Annotated in this window: 19 protein-coding genes and 1 pseudogene; 8 read left to right on the top strand and 12 right to left on the bottom strand. The window is 61.8% G+C overall.

Annotated features, from left to right (window positions below; translation table 11 throughout):
* Positions 1-87: 87 nt before the first annotated feature.
* From pstB to ACZ51H_RS07130, 5 genes are all read right to left on the bottom strand, one after another.
* Complete coding sequence (pstB, locus tag ACZ51H_RS07150) at positions 88-876, bottom strand: phosphate ABC transporter ATP-binding protein PstB (protein ID WP_449474654.1); 789 nt, start codon at positions 874-876, stop codon at positions 88-90.
* A 5-nt stretch (positions 877-881) separates the two neighbouring features.
* On the bottom strand, positions 882-2126 hold the full coding sequence (gene pstA, locus ACZ51H_RS07145; protein ID WP_464801369.1) for a phosphate ABC transporter permease PstA: 1245 nt from the start codon (positions 2124-2126) through the stop codon (positions 882-884).
* Positions 2126-3520 (bottom strand): phosphate ABC transporter permease subunit PstC, encoded by a 1395-nt coding sequence (gene pstC, locus ACZ51H_RS07140; protein WP_464771071.1) that lies wholly within the window; start codon positions 3518-3520, stop codon positions 2126-2128. Before pstC ends, pstA begins: the two co-directional genes overlap by 1 nt.
* A 9-nt stretch (positions 3521-3529) precedes the next feature.
* Entirely contained in the window at positions 3530-4585 is a 1056-nt protein-coding gene (locus tag ACZ51H_RS07135; RefSeq protein ID WP_464771070.1) for a substrate-binding domain-containing protein, read from the bottom strand.
* 145 nt (positions 4586-4730) lie between these two features.
* Positions 4731-5984, bottom strand: a complete 1254-nt coding sequence (locus ACZ51H_RS07130; protein ID WP_464801368.1) for an ATP-binding protein — start codon at positions 5982-5984, stop codon at positions 4731-4733.
* A 98-nt stretch (positions 5985-6082) separates the two neighbouring features.
* On the opposite strand from ACZ51H_RS07130, the gene ACZ51H_RS07125 reads away from it, so the two are divergent.
* The 4 genes from ACZ51H_RS07125 to ACZ51H_RS07110 are packed head-to-tail and all read left to right on the top strand — an operon-like array spanning position 6083 to position 8752.
* A complete protein-coding gene (locus ACZ51H_RS07125; protein ID WP_464801367.1) occupies positions 6083-6523 on the top strand; it encodes a hypothetical protein in 441 nt (146 codons plus the stop codon).
* Between the two features lie 59 nt (positions 6524-6582).
* Positions 6583-6864, top strand: coding sequence for an HPr-rel-A system PqqD family peptide chaperone (locus ACZ51H_RS07120; protein ID WP_464801366.1), 282 nt, complete (start codon positions 6583-6585; stop codon positions 6862-6864).
* On the top strand, positions 6861-7724 hold the full coding sequence (locus ACZ51H_RS07115) for an HprK-related kinase A (RefSeq protein ID WP_464801365.1): 864 nt from the start codon (positions 6861-6863) through the stop codon (positions 7722-7724). The genes ACZ51H_RS07120 and ACZ51H_RS07115 overlap by 4 nt, the downstream gene beginning before the upstream one ends.
* Complete coding sequence (locus ACZ51H_RS07110; protein WP_464801364.1) at positions 7721-8752, top strand: nucleotidyltransferase domain-containing protein; 1032 nt, start codon at positions 7721-7723, stop codon at positions 8750-8752. The genes ACZ51H_RS07115 and ACZ51H_RS07110 overlap by 4 nt, the downstream gene beginning before the upstream one ends.
* On the opposite strand, the gene ACZ51H_RS07105 is transcribed toward ACZ51H_RS07110, so the two are convergent.
* The 5 genes and pseudogenes from ACZ51H_RS07105 to ACZ51H_RS07085 form a co-directional block, all read right to left on the bottom strand.
* Positions 8749-9336 (bottom strand): arsinothricin resistance N-acetyltransferase ArsN1 family B, encoded by a 588-nt coding sequence (locus ACZ51H_RS07105; RefSeq protein WP_464801363.1) that lies wholly within the window; start codon positions 9334-9336, stop codon positions 8749-8751. The two genes, ACZ51H_RS07110 and ACZ51H_RS07105, sit on opposite strands and share 4 nt — an antisense overlap.
* Before the next feature lie 46 nt (positions 9337-9382).
* Complete coding sequence (locus tag ACZ51H_RS07100; protein WP_464801362.1) at positions 9383-10738, bottom strand: amidohydrolase; 1356 nt, start codon at positions 10736-10738, stop codon at positions 9383-9385.
* 121 nt (positions 10739-10859) lie between these two features.
* Positions 10860-11018 (bottom strand): annotated as a pseudogene (locus ACZ51H_RS07095) (opacity protein); the annotation flags it as partial.
* Positions 11019-11039: 21 nt separating this feature from the next.
* On the bottom strand, positions 11040-11831 hold the full coding sequence (locus ACZ51H_RS07090; protein ID WP_464801361.1) for a 3-hydroxybutyrate dehydrogenase: 792 nt from the start codon (positions 11829-11831) through the stop codon (positions 11040-11042).
* The gene (locus ACZ51H_RS07085) at positions 11828-13006 is read right to left on the bottom strand and encodes a patatin-like phospholipase family protein (RefSeq protein WP_460986182.1); all 1179 of its coding nucleotides are present in this window, start codon (positions 13004-13006) and stop codon (positions 11828-11830) included. Before ACZ51H_RS07085 ends, ACZ51H_RS07090 begins: the two co-directional genes overlap by 4 nt.
* Before the next feature lie 145 nt (positions 13007-13151).
* Between ACZ51H_RS07085 and ypfJ the strand changes: the two genes are divergently transcribed.
* Complete coding sequence (gene ypfJ / locus ACZ51H_RS07080; protein WP_464801360.1) at positions 13152-14027, top strand: KPN_02809 family neutral zinc metallopeptidase; 876 nt, start codon at positions 13152-13154, stop codon at positions 14025-14027.
* 16 nt (positions 14028-14043) lie between these two features.
* On the opposite strand, the gene ACZ51H_RS07075 is transcribed toward ypfJ, so the two are convergent.
* Positions 14044-14388, bottom strand: coding sequence for a hypothetical protein (locus ACZ51H_RS07075; protein WP_464801359.1), 345 nt, complete (start codon positions 14386-14388; stop codon positions 14044-14046).
* 71 nt (positions 14389-14459) lie between these two features.
* Positions 14460-14690: a hypothetical protein gene (locus tag ACZ51H_RS07070; RefSeq protein WP_464801358.1), complete on the bottom strand. Its 231-nt coding sequence runs from the start codon at positions 14688-14690 to the stop codon at positions 14460-14462.
* A 29-nt stretch (positions 14691-14719) separates the two neighbouring features.
* On the opposite strand from ACZ51H_RS07070, the gene ACZ51H_RS07065 reads away from it, so the two are divergent.
* From ACZ51H_RS07065 to ACZ51H_RS07055, 3 genes are read left to right on the top strand one after another with little or no spacing between them, the layout of a single operon-like run.
* Positions 14720-17440 (top strand): bifunctional [glutamine synthetase] adenylyltransferase/[glutamine synthetase]-adenylyl-L-tyrosine phosphorylase, encoded by a 2721-nt coding sequence (locus ACZ51H_RS07065; protein WP_464801357.1) that lies wholly within the window; start codon positions 14720-14722, stop codon positions 17438-17440.
* Positions 17424-17885 (top strand): thioredoxin-dependent thiol peroxidase, encoded by a 462-nt coding sequence (gene bcp, locus ACZ51H_RS07060; protein WP_464801356.1) that lies wholly within the window; start codon positions 17424-17426, stop codon positions 17883-17885. Before ACZ51H_RS07065 ends, bcp begins: the two co-directional genes overlap by 17 nt.
* The gene (locus ACZ51H_RS07055) at positions 17882-18691 is read left to right on the top strand and encodes a ferritin-like domain-containing protein (protein ID WP_464801355.1); all 810 of its coding nucleotides are present in this window, start codon (positions 17882-17884) and stop codon (positions 18689-18691) included. The genes bcp and ACZ51H_RS07055 overlap by 4 nt, the downstream gene beginning before the upstream one ends.
* The last annotated feature ends 6 nt before the right edge of the window (positions 18692-18697 follow it).

Raw genomic sequence — 18697 nt, 5'->3', positions numbered from 1 at the left:
CGCAGGCATCGATCGTTGATCGATGCTGGATCTTGTTGCGCGATTTCCGAGCCGCCAGATGTTCCATCTGGCTCGAAATCGCTCGGGTCAGCCGTAGCGACCGGTGATATAGTCCTTGGTCCGCTCCTGGCGGGGATTAGTGAAGATGTCCGAGGTCACGCCATATTCGACCAGTTCGCCCAGATGGAAAAAGGCGGTGCGCTGCGACACGCGGGCGGCCTGCTGCATATTGTGGGTGACGATGACGATCGCGTAACGACCGCGCAGTTCGTGGATCAGCTCCTCGATCTTCGCAGTCGCGATCGGGTCGAGTGCCGAGCAGGGCTCGTCCATCAGGATGACTTCCGGCTCGACCGCGATGGCGCGGCCGATGCAGAGGCGCTGCTGCTGGCCGCCCGAAAGCGCGGTTCCGCTGTCGTGCAGGCGGTCCTTCACCTCTTCCCACAGGCCCGCGCGGCGGAGCGATTTTTCGACGATGACGTCAAGATCCGCTTTGGCATGGGCCAGGCCGTGGATGCGCGGGCCGTAGGCGATGTTCTCGTAGATCGACTTGGGGAATGGGTTGGGCTTCTGGAACACCATGCCGACGCGGGCACGCAGTTGCACCACGTCCATCGAGGGGGCGTAGATGTCCTCGCCATCGAGCGTGATCGCGCCTTCGACCCGGGCGGAAGCGACGGTGTCGTTCATGCGGTTGAGGGTCCGCAGGAAGGTCGACTTGCCGCAGCCCGACGGGCCGATGAAGGCAGTGACATTATCCATGTCGACGTCGATGGAGACGCCCTTTATCGCCTGCTTTTCGCCATAGAAGACCTTCACGTCGCGCGCGGTCATCTTGACTTGGGTGGCGGGCACCAGTGTTTGCGGTTCGTGCATCATTGTTACCACCGTTTTTCGAACTTGTTGCGCAGGTAGATGGCGAGGCCGTTCATCGCGAGCAGGAAGATCAGCAGGACGATGATGGCGGCGGAGGTCTTTTCGACAAAGCCCTTTGAGACTTCGTCGGACCACAGGAAAATCTGCACCGGCAGGACGGTCGCTGGATCGGTGATCCCGCCCGGCGGCGTGGCGATGAAGGCGCGCATGCCGATCATCAGCAGCGGCGCCGTTTCGCCGAGCGCGCGGGCCATGCCGATGATCGTGCCGGTGAGGATGCCGGGCAGGGCGAGCGGCAGGACGTGGTGGAAGACCACTTGGACAGGCGAAGCGCCGATGCCGAGCGCTGCGTCGCGGATGCTGGGCGGGACCGACTTGATGGCGTTGCGCCCGGCGATGACGATGACTGGCATGGTCATGAGCGCCAGCGTCATGCCGCCGACCAGCGCGGCGGAGCGCGGCAGGTGCAGGAAGTTCAAGAAGATCGACAGACCGAGCAGGCCAAAAATGATCGAGGGGACGGCGGCGAGATTATTGATCGACACTTCGATGATGTCGGTCAGCCAGTTCTTGCGCGCATATTCCTCCAGATAGACGGCGGTAGCGACGCCGATCGGGAAGCTGAGCACCAGCGTCACCAGCATGGTGAGAAGCGATCCCTTGAACGCGCCCCAGATGCCGACCTGTGTCGGGTCGGTGCCGTCACTGGCGGACAGGAAGCTCATATTGAAGCCCGTCGTGAGCAGGCCTGCCTTGTTGAGGCGCTCCACAGCCGCTTCGGCCTCGGGCGAACCCTCGCTCTTTGCCGCCAGATCGATGGTGGTCGATGCGGGCAGTTTGATGGTCTCAGTACGGCTAAGGATGCCGGGATCGGCCTTGATAGCGTCACGCAGAACGACCCAGGCCGTGGGCGACACCCATTCCTCGGCATCCGCGCCCAGCGCCTTTTTCACGACGTCGCCCGTCACCATCGGCAGGTTCGCGTTGGCGAGCGACTGATCGGTAATCGCATTCGGATCGAGCAGCAGCGGCGACGCGGGGAAGTCGATCTTCACCGCTATTTCCGTCCGCGTGAAACCGCGCAGGCCATTGCCCATCATGTTGAAGAGCAGGAAGGCAAGAAAGGCGGCCGACAGTGCCACGGCGAGAAGGCCAGCCGCCTTGAAGCGGCGTTCGGAAGCATAGCGCCGGGCGATCCGCTTGCGCATCGCGTCCGACTTCCAGTCGGTGGGGAGGCGTTCGGGTGCCATTATTCGTAAGCCTCGCGATATTTCTTCACGACCCGCAGGGCCACGATGTTGAGCAGCAGTGTTACCACGAAGAGGACGAGGCCAAGGGCGAAGGCGGCCAGCGTCTTTGCGCTGTCGAATTCCTGGTCGCCGGTCAGAAGCTGGACGATCTGCGTCGTTACAGTCGTGACGCTGGCGAAGGGATTTAAGGTGAGGTTTGCCGCCAGACCGGCTGCCATCACCACGATCATCGTCTCGCCGATCGCGCGGCTGACGGCCAGCAGCACGCCGCCGACGACGCCGGGAAGGGCGGCGGGGATCAGCACGCGGCGGATCGTTTCGCTGGTGGTTGCGCCCATGGCGAGGCTGCCGTCGCGCATGGATTGCGGCACGGCTGCGATGCTGTCGTCCGCCATGGAGGATACGAAGGGTATGATCATCACGCCCATGACCAAGCCGGCGGCTAAGGCGCTTTCGGAGGAGGCTCCTTGAATGCCGATCGCCACGGCGAGGTCGCGCAATGCGGGGGCCACTGTCAATGCGGCGAAATAGCCGTAGACGACGGTCGGGACGCCCGCGAGCACCTCAAGGATGGGCTTCATCCACTTGCGTACCGTGGGGCTGGCATATTGGGTCAGATAAATGGCGCTCATCAGGCCAAGCGGGATGGCGACGACCATCGCGATGATCGCGCCGATGAAGATCGTGCCCCAGAATAGGGGGACAGCGCCGAACGCGTCGTCATTGCCGTAGCCCAGCGCCGCCGATTGCGGGCTCCATTTGGTGCCGAAGAGGAAATCGAACGGGTTCACCATCGAGAAGAAGCGAAGGCTCTGCCACAGCAGCGACACGACGATGCCCAATGTGGTAACGATCGCGAGGAGCGATGCGACAAGCAACACCGCCATCACGAGCCTTTCGACCCGCGTGCGCGCCCGGAAATCAGGCCGCACGCGAGTGAAGGCATAGGCGCCCCCGGCAAAGGCCAGCACCAGTGCGAGCGCTGCGCCCGCGATGCCATATTTGCCGATGGCGTCCTTATAGGGTTGGACAAGGCCCTGCGAGAGCGGGTTGAACGCTCCCGATTGCGAACCGCTGGCGATCGCTCGCGCTTCGCCTAATATGGCCGAGCGCGAGAAATCATCTGCTGGCAGGCTGTGCGCGGCCGGGCTGCTCAACACTTGCTGAGTGACGAGCCCAGGGGCGACGTTCGCCCAGACGGCGAGAAAGATCGCCGCTGGGATGAGCGTCCAGAGCGCGACATACCAGCCATGATAGCCAGGAAGGCTATGCACGGCGTCGCGGCGGCCCGAAGCGCGCGCGGCGGTTTGCAGCCGCAGCGCGCGCGTCCGGGCACTGACCCAGGCGATGGCGCCCAGGCCTGCCAGCAGCAGGAAGATTGCAGGACCTGTCATATTTTCCGCTTACTTGAGCTGCGAACCGTCGAGAACAGCCAGCGACTTTATCGTTTCGCCGCTCGTCTTGCGCACGTCTTCCGGTGCAGCAACCATGCCGCGCTTTGTCAGCGCGCCGTCGGGCGCCCAGTTGGCGGCGAAGGTGTTGAGATAGGCCTGAAGACCCGGGATCGCGGTCATGTGCGCCTTCTTCACATAGATGAAGAGGGGGCGAGCGCCCGGATATTTGCCGGTCGACACTGTTTCATAGGTCGCTTCGACGCCGTTGATCGACACGTCCTTCAGCTTGTCCTTGTTTTCCTCAAGATAGCTGAAGCCGAACACGCCGAGAGCATTGGGGTTCGCGGCGAGCTTTTGAACAATCAGATTGTCGTTTTCGCCCGAATCCACATATTTGCCGTCTTCGCGGATGCGGGTGCAGGTTGCCTTGAACTCGTCCTCGCTCTTTTCCTTGAGTGCCTTCATGGCCGGATCGGTTTCGCAGCCCTTGGTCAGGATCAGTTCGGCAAGCGAATCGCGGGTGCCGCTGGTCGAAGGCGGGCCAAATACGCTGATCGCGGTTGCGGGCAGGCTCGGGTCAACGTCCTTCCAGGTTTCCGCCTTGTTCGGACCCTTGCCATAAGGATTGGCGGCGAGCGCTTCATAGACGATCTTCGGGGTCAGCTTGAAACCCGGGCCGTCCTTTGACTCGGCGAAGGCGAGGCCATCGACGCCCACCTGGACTTCGATGATGTCCTTGACGCCGTTCTTCTGGCAATCCTCGAACTCGGCTTTCTTCATGCGGCGCGAGGCGTTTGCGATGTCGGGATGCTGTGCGCCGACGCCCGCGCAGAACAGCTTCATGCCGCCGCCGGTGCCGGTCGATTCGATGATCGGCGACTTCATGCCGGGATTGCCCTGGACGAACATTTCGGCGACCGCCGTCGCGAAGGGATAAACGGTCGAGGAACCGACCGCGCGGATTTGGTCACGCGTCCCACCGGCGCTGCCGCCCGATTGGTCGCCGCAACCGGCAAGAGTAAGAGCGGCCGCTGCGGTAGCAGCCATCAGAGCGAAATGCTTCACGGATAGTCTCCTTTATCAAAGGCCGCGATTCGCAATCGCTGCCCCCCTTGGCGCGCAGTAGCCGCGGTAGGTCGCGCCTTTGTGACAGTCCAATTGCACTTTTATGACATTGCGGCCGGAAGCTCAAAAGATGAGCAGAATTTATTCAATGTTTGGACACTGACAGCCTCTCTTCAGCGGGCATCGGCGGCAGCAGGACCGTGATCGTGGTCCCTTTTCCCGGCGCGCTTACAATGTCGAGCCGACCACGGTGCCGCTCCACGATATGCTTCACGATGGCGAGGCCAAGGCCGGTGCCGCCCACAGCCCGGCTGCGCCCGGAATCGACGCGGTAGAAACGTTCGGTCAGGCGGGGCAGGTGATCCGGGCCGATCCCTTCGCCCTCGTCAGCGACGACGAGCCGGGTCATCCCGCCAGGGCCTTCCGTCAGGCTGACGCGAATCGGTGTTCCGGCCTTTCCATATTTCACCGAGTTGCCGATCAGGTTGTGAAGCAACTGTGACAATTGCGGCCTGTCTCCCGCGACTTCGGACAGGCCGGGCGTGACGTCCAACTCCACTTCCCGGCCCCGGTCGCCATGGCTCGTTCGGAAAACGCCTACCACCTCGGCAGCCAAGGCGCCAAGATCGACCGGGCTGTCAGGGACGCGGTATTTTTCCGCCTCAATGCGGGAAAGGGAAATGAGATCATCGATCAGCCGCTGCATTCGGCGCGCCTCACCGTCCATGATCTTGAGGAAGCGTTGCCGCGTATCATTGTCGCGGCCAAGGTCCGGATCACCCAGCGTTTCGATGAAGCCCAATATGCCCGCAAGGGGCGTGCGAAGCTCGTGACTGGCGTTGGCCACGAAATCGACGCGCATCTTTTCGGCGGCATAGGCGCCGCTATGGTCGGCAAGATGCACCAGCCGACGCACTGCGTCATCGTCGCCGACCGGTGCAATGCGCATCTGCCAGCGTTGATCGCGTGTGCCGAGACCCACCAGCTCCAGCATCACCGCCTCGCTCATCGGCGCAAGGCTGGCGAGCCGTTCGGCGGCGGCGGGATGGCGGATGGCGATGCGGGCATCCTCACCCTCGATATGCGCGCCGAGCAATCGTTGCGCCGCCCGGTTGGCCCGGATGATCCGGCCCCGTTCAATGAGCATTAGGGGGTCCGCGATCGCCTCCATCATGTCGGTGAAGTCGGGATGTTCGACTATGTCGGTGACAGGTTCGATCGTGGGAGATGCGGCAGGGCGGGACGTGGGCGATTGGGCAGCGATGAGCAGGACGGCGATGCCCGCGAGCACAGGAAGAGCGATGGCTGAGAGCGCCGCGCCCATCAGCAATGCGGTTCCGGTAGCCAAAAACAGCATGGCGAGCGACGCCGTGATCTGGGAAATGCTCAGTCGATTCATGGTTACCGCGCTGGATTATTGGCTGCTTTGCTGCAATGGCTGGCGCAATAGCGTGGATTCTTTACGCTTTGGCAAGCGCGATAGCGGATCAGGACGGTATGAAAGATCAATCGCCCGGACAGCATGCTTCCGATTCCGTGCCTTCAGAGGCCACGGAGCGGGATGTCGACTCGATCGCGCCTTCGCGCCGCCAGCTGCTGATGGGTGGCGCCGTTGCCGCATCAGCGATTGTGTCCATCCGTCCGGCTCTGGCCAATACCGCCGCGTCGGTGCTGAACTGCACCATTCCGGTTCCCGATCAGGCGCGTGCGGGAAAATATATCGCGCCCAATGGCCAGCTTGTACCGGCAGGGACAGCGGGCGCCGTGCCTGCGCAAGGGACAAGCTATAGCGGTGAGCAGGTCCGGCAGGCTCTGCGTGGCGGCAGGTTGCCGGGCACAAGCTATGAGCAGAATCAGGCGTATCTGAACTATATCCGGCGCCTTCAGTCCGGAACCAGCGGTTTCACCTGCTACGCATCATTGCAAATGCCGCGTTAGGCACCTGCTTACTCCTGTGCGCTACAGCGGAGCGTCGCCAGTGAGTTTGAGAGCAGTTTGTGACCGTAGAACGTCGTTATCGTAGAGACAGGGACATTGCCGCGTGCGTGTTGGAGGACATCATCGTCCTTTACCATCGCGCGTCGGGCCAGACGCATATGATGGTCAGCCCTGCTCCAGAGATATTGGAGGCGCTGGATGACGAAGATGTCTCCACAGCCGCGCAACTGCATGCGCGGCTGGAACGCCACTATGATCTGGGCGAGCGGACGCAGGCGATTGCGGAAATCGAGACGCATCTGGAAGGGCTGACGGCGCTGGGTCTGGTGCGCTGTTCATGAGGCACCAGCTTTCCTTGTCCATCGGCCCAGCGTCATTTCGGATTGGTTCAGCGTGGCGGGAGCCGCTGGAACTGTTGGCGAAGCTGTACGCCAGCTATCCCCAGCCAAGGGAGGATGTGGCCGACTTCACCGTGCGGCTTGAGCCGACGAGCATGGTCCGACGATGGGTCAGGCCGTCCATCTTCATCACCGGTGACCATGGCCTGGCCGACGCGGCGCCGATGAGCTTGACCCATGGGCTGCTGGCGGCGGAAATGGGCATGAACCTGCAAATGGCGTTGGGTTGGCGGCGGCACCTGCTGCTCCATGCGTCGAGCGTGGAGAAGGATGGTCGTGCCCTTGTGATGACCGGGGAGTCCGGATCGGGCAAGTCGACGCTCGCGGCCCAGCTTGGCGAGCGCGGCTGGCGGCTCATGGGCGATGAATTCGCTCTGCTGGACCTGGCCACCGGGGAATTACTGCCTTTCCCTCGGCTCGTTTCGCTTAAGAACGGCGCCATTGACGTGATCGTGGGGGAGGTTTCGGCCGAGCGGATGGGGCCGTTGATGGCTGGCACGGCGAAGGGGGATATTCGACACCTCATGCCGCGCCCCGATGCGGCCGCGCGGATGACGGAAGCGGCGAAGCCCGCCCTGCTGCTGTTTCCGCGTTTCGGGCATGCCGCCGACGTTCGCCCGGTGGGGCAGGGCGAGGTTTTCATGCGCCTGACTCAGGCGTCCACCAATTATGTCGCATTGGGAGAGGCGGGGTTCGGTGCGCTAACCCGGTTCGTTCAGCATGTACCCGCGCGGGCGATCGACTTTCCCTCGGGGGACGAAGCCATCGCGATGGTCGAGCGGTTGTGGGAAGAACTCACATGAGCGCCGCGCTTTTGGTCAGGTCGCTCCGCGATCCGGCGTCGGTCAGGCGTCTGGACAGTGCCGGGTGGAATGCGTTGATCGCGGCGGCTCGGGCTGAACGGCTGGTCGGAACGCTGGCTATGGTTATCGATGAGGGATTGGCGCCCGAGCGGGTGCGGCCGATTCTCGCAGATGCTCGGCTGGATGCGGCACGGGAAGCCCGGCAGGCTTTATGGGAAGCCGATCGGGCTGCTGAAGCGCTCGGCGAGCCGGTGCTGCTGTTGAAGGGGACTGCCTATGCGGCAGCTGGGCTCAAGGCAGGCGAGGGAAGATTTATCGGCGATCTCGACATTCTGGTTCTGCACGGCCGTTTGAAGCAGGTCGAGGACAGGTTGATCGCGGCGGGGTGGGAGTGGGTCAAGGAAGACGCCTATGACGACGCCTATTACCGGCAATGGATGCATGAACTGCCGCCGATGATCCATCGCGAGCGTGACCGGATGATCGATGTGCATCATACGATCCTGCCGCTGACCGCGCGGCCGAGGCCGAACGCGGAGGCGATGCTGGCGGATGCGGTGCCGGTGACTGATCGGTTATCGGTCTTGTCGCCGGAGGATATGATCTGCCATTCCGCCGCGCACTTGTTTGCGGATGGCGATCTGGCGGGTGGTTTGCGCAACCTGTGGGATATTCACTGCCTGTGCCGCGAATTTGGGGAGAACCAGCAGGATTTTGATCTTGGCTTGCTTGAAAGGGCGGCGGAGCATCAATTGTATGCGGTGGTGTTGCGCGCGCTGAGGCTGGCGCACTTCCTGTTTGGCACTCCTGTCCGGCCCCTTCGCTCGCCCATTCAGGTGGACTATCGCCTGAGATGGAGCGACCGCCTTTGCATCGCGCGTCTGCTGGCTCGGGACGGTTGGGGGCGTGAAAGGCGCAAGCTGCTGCGCTTTGCATTTTACGTTCGGTCACACTGGCTGCGCATGCCCCCGATGATGCTGGCCCGGCATTTGCTGACGAAGTGGCGCAAAGGGCACCGGCCCGCCTAGCGCCTGGCCGTGACATGCAGATCGGAAACAATATTCTGAAGATTGCCGAGTAAGGGGAAAGGCGTCGGCTTTCCGGAAGGTTCGGTAGAGGGGGAAATCGCCATCCCCATCCACATCACGTCATGCCATTGACCGAATTTGAAGCCGACTTCCCTGTAGATGCCGACCTCTTTCATACCCAACGCCGTGTGAATGGCCACGCTGGCGCTGTTCGGAAGGGTTATGCCCGCGAAGAGGCTGTGATAGCCCTGATGCCGCAATATCTGGATCAATATGTCGTAGAGACGCCTCCCGATCCCGCGACGATGATGATCAGCCGTCAGATAGACGGAGATATTCGCCGACCAATCATAAGCTGCCCGGCCGCTATGGGGTCCGGCATAGGCATATCCCACTATCTGACCATCCACCTCCGCGATGAGCCATGGGTAATATTTTAAGCAATCGGCCATCCGAAAGCTGAATTCCTCAGCGTCTGGAGGCACGCTTTCGAACGAAATTACGGTGTTCAAGACATAAGGAGCGTAGATTGCCGCGAGGTGAGGCGCATCGTCCTCAACAGCCGTTCTTATGATTGCCGTCATGCCATGAATCCTGTTGGGACAGGGGGAACAGAGGGATTGCTGCGGCTCATCGCTTCAATATGTTCAACGCGAGCACCGTCATGGCCTCGCTTGCCGTGGCGATGACCTTGTCGGCCTCCGGCGCCCAGAAGGGGCTGTGAAGGGAGGGAAGGGTGAGCTGCCCAACGGCGGCTTTTGCCATCTGATCGGCGGGAACGCCTCCGACCCAGAAGATGAAGCTTTTGATGCTTTTGTCAGCCCGGTAATAGCGGCCGAAATCCTCACCGCCCATCGATGGCTTCGTCTCGATGACGCGTCCTTCGGGGAAATGCGCTTTGAGCAGTCCGGCCATTTCGTTGGCGAAGGCTGGCGGATTGTAGGCGGCGGGCGTGAATTCATCCTTTAGCGAGACAATCGGCATCCGATCGTCGGGAATGCCCGCCGCGATTGCCTCGCCGCGCGCGATGCGTTCGATGCCGTGGATCAGCCGTTCGCGATTCTCGTCGGAATAGCTGCGGACGGTGAGAAGCAGCTTTGCCTCGTCAGGGATGATATTATGCTTCGCGCCGCCGATGAAGCTGCCGACCGTGACGACTGCGGGGTCCAGAGGGTCCTGTTCACGGCTGATGAGGGTCTGAAGAGCTCCGACGATGCGGGCGCCCAGCACTATGGGGTCTTTTGTCGTTTGAGGATAGGCGCCATGACCGCCAGTGCCCCGAACCACTATGTCCACGCTGTCTACATTGGCGAGCGTATAGCCGGGGGTATAACCGATCGTGCCCGCCGGAAGATTGGCGGCGTCATGGAAGGCGATGGCATGCGTGGGACGGGGAAAGCGGGTGTAGAGACCATCGTCCAGCATCATGCGCGCGCCCCGGCCGACTTCCTCGGCTGGCTGGAGGATCATGACCAGCGTGCCGCGCCAGCTGTCCTTCCTTGATGACAGCAGCCTAGCGGTTTCGATGAAGGCGGTCATGTGCGTGTCGTGGCCGCAGGCGTGCATGACACCGGTTTCGATGCCTTCAGCCGTCTTGGTACGAACTTTCGAGGCGAAGGGGAGGCCGGTCTGCTCAGTAACCGGCAGGCCATCCATGTCCGCGCGGATGAGGAGAACCGGTCCCTCGCCATTTTTCATGACTGCGACGACGCCGGTGCCGCCCACCTTTTCGGTCACGTCGAACTTCATCGCCTTAAGGCGGCGGGCGAGCTTTGCGGCGGTTGCCGTCTCCTGTTCCGACAGTTCGGGATGGGCATGGAGATCGCGGTAAAGCGTCATGAGGTCGCTCATGTCGCGATCGATCTGGGCGGCTATCCCCTGTGCCAGTGGAACTGGAGATGCAGGAGCGGGGGCGGGGTCGGTCTGTGCCGTGGCGGCGGACGAAAGAGTGGCGGCGGCCATGATGAGCTTGAACGCGTGACGCATCGGCTATTCTCCCTGTTGGATGGGAGCATAGGAAGATTTGGCGGCGCAAGGAAAGTGGCAGATATGAAAAGGCGCCCGTCCATTGAAGGACGAGCGCCTGTCATGACCCGTCGCGACGGGATCAGAAGTGGAAGATCACACCCGCGGTCGGACGGAAGCTGTCGAAATCATAGGTTTCGGTCTGGAAGCGCAGTCGAATGCCGCTGTTGCCGGTGATGCCGCCAAGGCCGATGTTCTTCGGGCCAACTTCAACGCCGACGCCGTGCATCCAGTCCTTGCGTGGTAAAATTGCAACGCGCTCTTATTGGGCAGTCCAGCCGCCGTCGATACTCATGTTGGCGCCCGTGATATTGGCCGCCGCATCACTGCACAGGAAGAGCGCCATGGCGGCAACCTGATCCACGGTCACGAATTGCTTGGTCGGCTGTCCAGCGAGCAGCACATCATTCATCACCTGCTCGCGCGTCATGTTCCGCGCTTTCATAGTGTCGGGAATCTGGTTCTCGACCAGCGGCGTCCAGACATAGCCCGGTGAGATGCAGTTGGCGGTAATTCCGAACGTGGCGAGTTCGAGGCCCAGCGTCTTGGTAAACCCGGCAAGGCCGTGCTTTGCGGTCACATAAGCGCTCTTGAACGGAGAGGCTGTAAGCGAATGGGCGCTGGCGGTCTGGATGATGCGCCCCCACTTTTTCGACTTCATATAGGGAATCGCGAGTCGGGACGTGTGGAACGCGCTGGTCAGATTCAGGGCGATGATGAGGTCCCATTTGTCGACCGGGAAATCCTCGACCGGGGCGACATGCTGCATACCGGCATTGTTGATGAGGATATCGACGCCGCCAAAAGCACTGGCCGCTTCCTGCATCATCGCTTCGATCTCGGCAGCCTTGGTGAGGTCATGCCCGCTGTAGAGCGCCTTGGCGCCACTCGCCTGCTCCAACGCCTGCCGTTCCTGTTCGATCGCAGCGCTGTCGCCGAAGCCGTTGATGATGATGTTCGCGCCCTCGGCCGCGAGGGTCTTCGCATAAGCAAGGCCGATGCCGGAGGTGGAGCCCGTGATCAGCGCTGTCTTTCCGGCGAGGGACTTGGTCATGCGTTTTTCTCCTTGAGAGTATCGGGGGCCTGGAGGTCGAAGGTGGCGCTTTTGCCGTTCGTGATGTTGCGGGCGATAAGGTCGCCCTTGTGCATCACTTCTTCGACGGCGTCGCGGCCCTGGCTCCAATGATCCAGCATGGTGGAACGGGAAAATTCAAAGTCGCGAGCGCCACTTTCCCAGGCGCGACTGCGGTAGATGAGGTGGACGATGTTGACCGAGCCACGGTCGAGATATTCGCGCAGGCGCTGGGCGTCGGCGTCGTCCTTGAGATCTGGCGGCAGTTTGTCGAGCAGCGCCTTGATCGCCTTATGCTCGCGGCGCAGACGTAAATATTGATCAGTGACCTGACGCGTCCGGCTGGAATATTGAATGTCCTTGGCGCGGGAATAGACGTCCGTCATCTGGCGCGGCATCGGACCTTCGGCGGGGAAAAGATCGACCTGAAAGACGAGCATGTCGTCATTTTGATGTTCCAGCACATGAGCTAGGGGCGTGTTGGAAACGAGACCGCCGTCCCAATAATGCCGCCCATCTATTTCCACCGGGGGCAAGCCGGGGGGAAGCGCGCCCGAAGCCATGATGTGGCGGGCGTCGATGCGGGTCCGCCCGTCAGGGCCTCGCGTGTCCCAATAAGCGAAGTTGCCGCTTTCTACATCCACCGCTCCGACCGAGAGGCGGACAGGGCCGTCGTTCAGAAGGTCCCAATCCACACAAGCGTCGAGCGTTTCCTTGAGGGGCGCGCTGTCATAGAAGCTGATCGCCCCCGGCGTGCCTTCGGGCATCATCACGGATGGCCAGAGGCGAGGGCGGAACATGCCGGGCACGCCGAAGGTCGCAACGGCTCCCGCCGCCATCAAATGTGCCGCTTCACGAATATGATCGATTTCGGGCAGGACGATATTGGGAAGGCCGCCGGAAACCGTCAGCCAAAATTTCTTCATCCTGCTGATGCGGCGGTGCGGTGGATTGCCCGCTATGATCGCGGCATTGACAGCGCCGATCGAAATGCCCGCGACCCAGCTGACGTCGATGCCAAGTTCATCGAGGCGCTGATAAACCCCGGCCTGAAAAGACCCAAGGGCGCCGCCGCCTTGAAGCAGCAGCGCAACATCGTGGGGCAAGGGGAGCGGCGTGCTCGCCCGGCGCGGAATGGAAGGATCGATATCGGCCATGTCGCAGTGCAATATAACGACTAGCGCGCGGGTGCCAACTTAATGTGCTGCAACAATCCGATAAGCTGAAAGCAACCAACTCCATATCGCAGCCGTTCCAACCTTCACGCTGATCGGATAGGCATGGGATGAAAGAGAGGGCGTCATGCGGCTGGACGACGAACGGGAAAGCTCCAATTTCGAGGTGCAAAGCGGCCGTGGCGGCTTTGGTGGCGGGCTAGGCGGTGGCCTTGGCATGCTGTTGCCATTTATCGGCAGCCGTTTTGGTTGCGGCGGGATCGTCGTCGCGCTCATCATCCTGATGGTGATGGGCGTCAATCCGCTGAGCCTGGTCGGTGGCGGAGGCGGCGTGCAGCAGGATGCGTCCGTCAGTCGCGATCCGCAGAAATTGTCGGAAATTCAGCATTGGTCTTTGAAGGTCCTGGGATCGACCGAGAAGGTGTGGGGCCAGATTTTCCAGCAATCGGGGCAGCAATATCAGCCGACAGTCCTGTCTTTTTACTCGCAGGCTGGCGCGTCGGGTTGCGGCGCCGCGCAAAGCGCGATGGGTCCATTCTACTGCCCCAATGACAAGAAGGTGTATCTGGACACCGATTTTTTCAATGAACTACGCCAGCGCTTTGGCGCGCCGGGTGACTTTGCCCAAGCTTATGTGATCGCCCATGAGGTTGGGCATCATGTGCAGGATCTGGAAGGCACGTTGGGGCAGGTGCAGCAGCGTCAGCGCAGCGTGGGCGAAGAGCAAGGCAATGTGCTGCAAGTGCGTGTCGAGTTGCAGGCCGATTGCTATGCAGGCGTGTGGGCGAAACGCACAGGGCTGATGGAAGCGGGCGATCTGGAAGAAGGCATGACCGCCGCGCAATCCATCGGCGATGATACATTGCAAAAGGCGGCGGGGAGGCGACCCGTGCCGGAAAGCTTTACCCATGGGTCAAGCGAGCAGCGGATGATCTGGCTGCGCAAGGGGCTGGACAGCGGTGACCCGGCGCAATGCGATACTTTTGCCGGGGCGGCGCGTTAAAAAGCGCTCTAAACTGTCAGAGGGGGCGGGCTTCCGAACTTGTTGCAGTATCGCTATTACCGGCTTCGCTCGCGCCGGTCGGCGGTTCACCGGGAAGGCCGTTGCCTGGCGCGAGGAAGGGCTTGCCCGCTTCCGGCATAGGCTGGCCAAAGGATACGGCAGGAGGGGCCTGCTCCATCGGCACTGGCGCTACGACAGCTTGTTGGGTGGGCAAAGGCTGTTGAACCGGGAGCTGCGGAACCATGGGTTGAACCACCGGAACTGAGGGTGTCGCCGAAGGGTGCGGCGTGATGCCCTGAACCAGCAGAACGATTATTGGGGCGCTGACCAATGTGATGGCGGCGAAAGCCTTGTAGAGCATGCAGGCACATCCTGAACCAAAGACGCGCTGTTTCTAGTGGCTCTCGGTAAATAAAATCCTGCGCATCTGGTCTAATTACGGTCCAGTTTTTTCAGTAGGTCCATCATATCCGATGGCAAGCTATCGCGCTTGGCGCGGAAGGTAGACTGCAACGCGTTGCCGATGCCTTCATAGGGCTGAGGAACGCCAACCGTCAGGAATTTGCGATCAGTGGCCTTCCGCCCGTTGCCAGATCGGCTCACCGATTTACGCTGCATTTCCATGTTTCTACAACGGGCGGCAACGGGAAAAGTTTCTGGCATTCATTTGAGCCTCGGGCGATAGCGGCGGTATGACAGGAGAGATTGCGGTGGCGGACTGGACGGCGGCAATGGCGCGGATGCGTGGGCATTCGCCTTTCCTCGCCAGACAGATGGACAGGTTTCCCGAAGTGGTTGACCTGCTCGAAGGTGGAGAGGTCGAAGCGGCGCTGAAGGCGGCCCAAAACGTATCGGACGCGGACGAGGGGATCGCCCGGTCGCTGCGGCGGCGAAAGGGCGCGCTGTCGCTGGTCACGGCGGCGGCGGATTTGTCGGGCGCCTGGGATCTGGACCGGGTGACGCGCACTTTGTCGGATTTTGCTGATCAGGCTTTGGAAGAAGCACTGCGCGCCACCTTTGCCGAGCGGTACCCGGGCGTGGAGCCGAAGGGATTTGTCGTGCTGGCATTGGGCAAGCATGGCAGCCGCGAGTTGAATTACTCGTCCGATATAGACCCCATCCTGCTCTATGATCCGACGACCCTGCCGCATGGGGAGCGGGAAGACCCGGCTGATGCGGCAGTGCGGATCGGCAGGCGAGTGAGCGAGCTTTTGAATGCGCGGGACGGTGATGGCTACGTCTTTCGTGTGGATTTACGGCTGCGTCCCTCTCCCGAAGCCACGCCCATTGCGCTGCCGGTCGAGGCGGCGATCGGCTATTATGAATCGACGGCGATGGGATGGGAGCAGGCCGCTTTTGTCCGCGCGCGCCCTGCGGCAGGCGACCTTGGTCTGGGCGATTATTTCATGCAGCAGATCCGTCCGTTCGTCTGGCGGCGGAACCTGGATTTCGGTGCGATCGACGCGATCACCGACATTTCGCGGCGAATTCGCGACCATTATGCGCAGGGTCAGGCTTTTGGGCCGGGCTATGATCTGAAACGGGGACGTGGCGGCATTCGGGAAGTCGAGTTTTTCGCGCAGACCCATCAATTGATACATGGTGGGCGCGATCCGGCGCTAAGATCGGGCAATACGCGCGAGGCGCTTCGAGCGCTGGCGGCGGCAGGGGTCTTCGATCCGGAAGTGTCGCGCAAGCTGGACGAAGCCTATGTGCTGTTCCGCACGATTGAGCATCGATTGCAGATGGTCGAGGATCGGCAAACGCATGAGCTGCCCAAGACCGCCGAAGCAATCGACAATGTCGCGCGGCTGCATGGACTGGAGAATGGCGCGGAACTGATCGAGCTGCTTCGTCCTAAGGTGGAATGGGTGGGCGCCAATTACGATCAGCTGACGCCTGCTGAAAAATCAGAGTCGCTTTCGCATGACGAGGACCGGCTGGCGGCGCAGCTGGCGGAAATGGGCTTTGTCGATCCGCAGGCTCCGGTTGCGCGGATCGCTCGCTGGCGCACGGGCAGCATCAGGGCGTTGCGCAGCACGGCTTCGCGGGAAGCGCTGGAAGATTTGCTGCCGGGGTTGATGCGCACATTGGCGGCGGCGCCCGATCCGGTGCGGGCGCTGAACCGCCTTGATGACCTGATCGGCAGGCTGCCGAGCGCCATCAACTTCTTCAAGCTGCTTGCCGCGCGGCCGGGGCTTGCAGAGCTGATGGCGGAGTTGCTCAGTCATGCGCCGACGCTGGCGGATGCGTTGGGTCGACGGGCCGAACTGCTCGATGGGCTGATCGATACCTCCGCTTTTGATCCGCCGCCTGCCGTGGACCAACTTGCGGAACAGTTCGCGCAGCTGGAAGCGGGCGAGGATTATCAGGCGCTGCTCGATCGGGTGCGGCAGCGGGTCAATGATCGGCGCTTTGCGCTGGGTGCGCAGATTATTCGCGGCGGTGATCCCCTGGAAGCAGGGCGTGGCTATTCGCGGGTGGCTGAGGCGGCGATCGAGGCGTTGGCGAGTGCGACCGTTCGGGAATTCGAAACGGTGCATGGACGGGTGCAGGGTGGCGAGATGCTTATCCTTGCGCTTGGCCGACTGGGTGGCGGCGTTTTGACGCATGCTTCGGATCTGGATCTGGTTTTTCTTTTTTCCGGCGATTTCATGAAGGAATCCGATGGAAGAAAGCCGTTGGGGGCTACGCAGTATTTCAACCGGCTGGGGCAACGCATAACCAATGCATTATCGGTGCAGACGGCAGCGGGGCCGCTTTATGAAGTGGATACGCGGTTGCGACCGTCGGGGGCGCAGGGGTTGCTGGCGGTCAGTCTGGACAGCTTTGCCAAATATCAGCGCGAGGAAGCGTGGACCTGGGAGCATCTGGCGCTGACGCGCGCGCGGCCGGTTTTCGGGTCGGATAGCGGTCGGGCTGCGTTGAGCGCGATATTGGCCGAGACTTTGGAACGGCCGCGCGATTTCCCGGAGCTGGCGCGTCAGGCGGTGAAGATGCGCCGGGATATCGCCGCGCATAAACCGCCTGCCAGCGAGTTGGACGTCAAGCTGGTGCCGGGGGGCTTGGTCGATCTGGAGTTCCTGATCCATGTGTCGCAGTTCAAGCATAATATGGCGTTCAGTCCTGATTTGCGCGCCGCTTTGGATGAGCTGGTCGAGGCGGGTCATCTTCCAGCCGACCTGATTGATGCGCATGACCTGATCACGCGTTTCCTGATCGTGTCGCGGCTGGTTTCGCCCAAATCGACCGAGCCGCCGGAGGCCACCCGGCCGGTCGTTGCACGGGCATGTGGTGTGGAAAGCTGGGACGCGCTGCTTGAAAGCTATGCGCAGGCCCGGCAAAGGGTGAGCGATGCCTGGGCAGAGCTGTCCGCGCCCTATTCGGAGGAAGAAGATGCTGGAAGCCGGTGATGCCCTGCCGAGCGTGACGTTGAAGGATGCCGACGGCGTCGACTTCACATTGGACCGGTTCAAGGGGAAGCCGGTGGTCGTCTATTTCTACCCCAAGGCCGATACGCCCGGCTGCACGAATGAGGCGAAGGACTTCACCGAGTTGGCGGGTGACTATGCGGCATTGGGCGTGCCGGTGGTCGGCATTTCCAAGGACAAGCCCACGAAGCTCAAGAAATTCGCGGACAAATACGGCCTGAACGTGACGCTCGCATCCGACGAGCCGGGGGAGGCGTGCGAGGCGTTCGGCACTTGGGTGGAAAAGTCGCTTTATGGCCGGAAATATATGGGGATCGAGCGGGCGACCTTCCTTGCCGATGGAACGGGCAAGATTGTGCGCGTCTGGCCCAAGGTGAAGGTGAAGGGCCATGCTGCCGAAGTTCTGGAGGCCGTGAAGGCGCTTTGAATTTGCCGGTCGAGATTGAGAGTGTGGGGCAAGCCTGCGCTCATGTGCTGATGACGCCGGAGCCACGGGACAAGCTGATGGCGGCGCGCGCGGTGGCCCGTGCCTGGAGGCAGGGCCGGTTGGCGCATCAGTTTGATGCCGCGATGCCCGACACGCCCGCGCGGCCCGACGCTCCCGCCCTCCTGCCAGCCAATCAGATGCCCAAACGCGGCAAGATGGGTTCTGACCGGGCGCGGATCGCCATGCTGCATGCCTTGGCGCATATCGAGTTCGTCGCGATCGACCTTGCCTTCGACCTGATCGGCCGGTTCGGGAGCGAGTTTCCGCAAGCCTTTGTCGATGACTGGATGCAGGTCGGCGCCGAAGAGGCGATGCATTTCGCGCTGCTGGACCGGCGTCTGCGGCAAATGGGAAGCTTTTATGGCCAACTGCCTGCCCATGACGGGCTGTGGCAGGCCGCTACCGAAACCGCAGGGGATGCCATGGCGCGGCTCGCCATCGTTCCGATGGTGCTGGAAGCGCGCGCGCTGGACATCACGCCCGCCACGATCGCACGGTTCGAAGGGGTGGGGGACAAGGCATCCGCGCGCATGTTGCGCCGCATTATGACAGATGAGATTCGCCACGTTAGAGCCGGGACAAGTTGGTTTGGTCATGCGGCGAACCGAGAGGGGCTGACCCCCGCAAATCATTACCAAATCCTTGTAAAACGCCATTTTCGCGGGTCGCTGAAACCGCCGTTCAACGACTCGGCGCGTCGACAAGCCGGTTTAACGCTGGATTTTTACGGCGCGCTTGCACAATGAAGCGGG

Source organism: Sphingobium sp. TomMM15 (genome assembly GCF_055397045.1).
The sequence above is the reverse complement of the archived record's forward strand: the minus strand, read 5'-3'. Positions and strand labels throughout refer to the sequence as shown.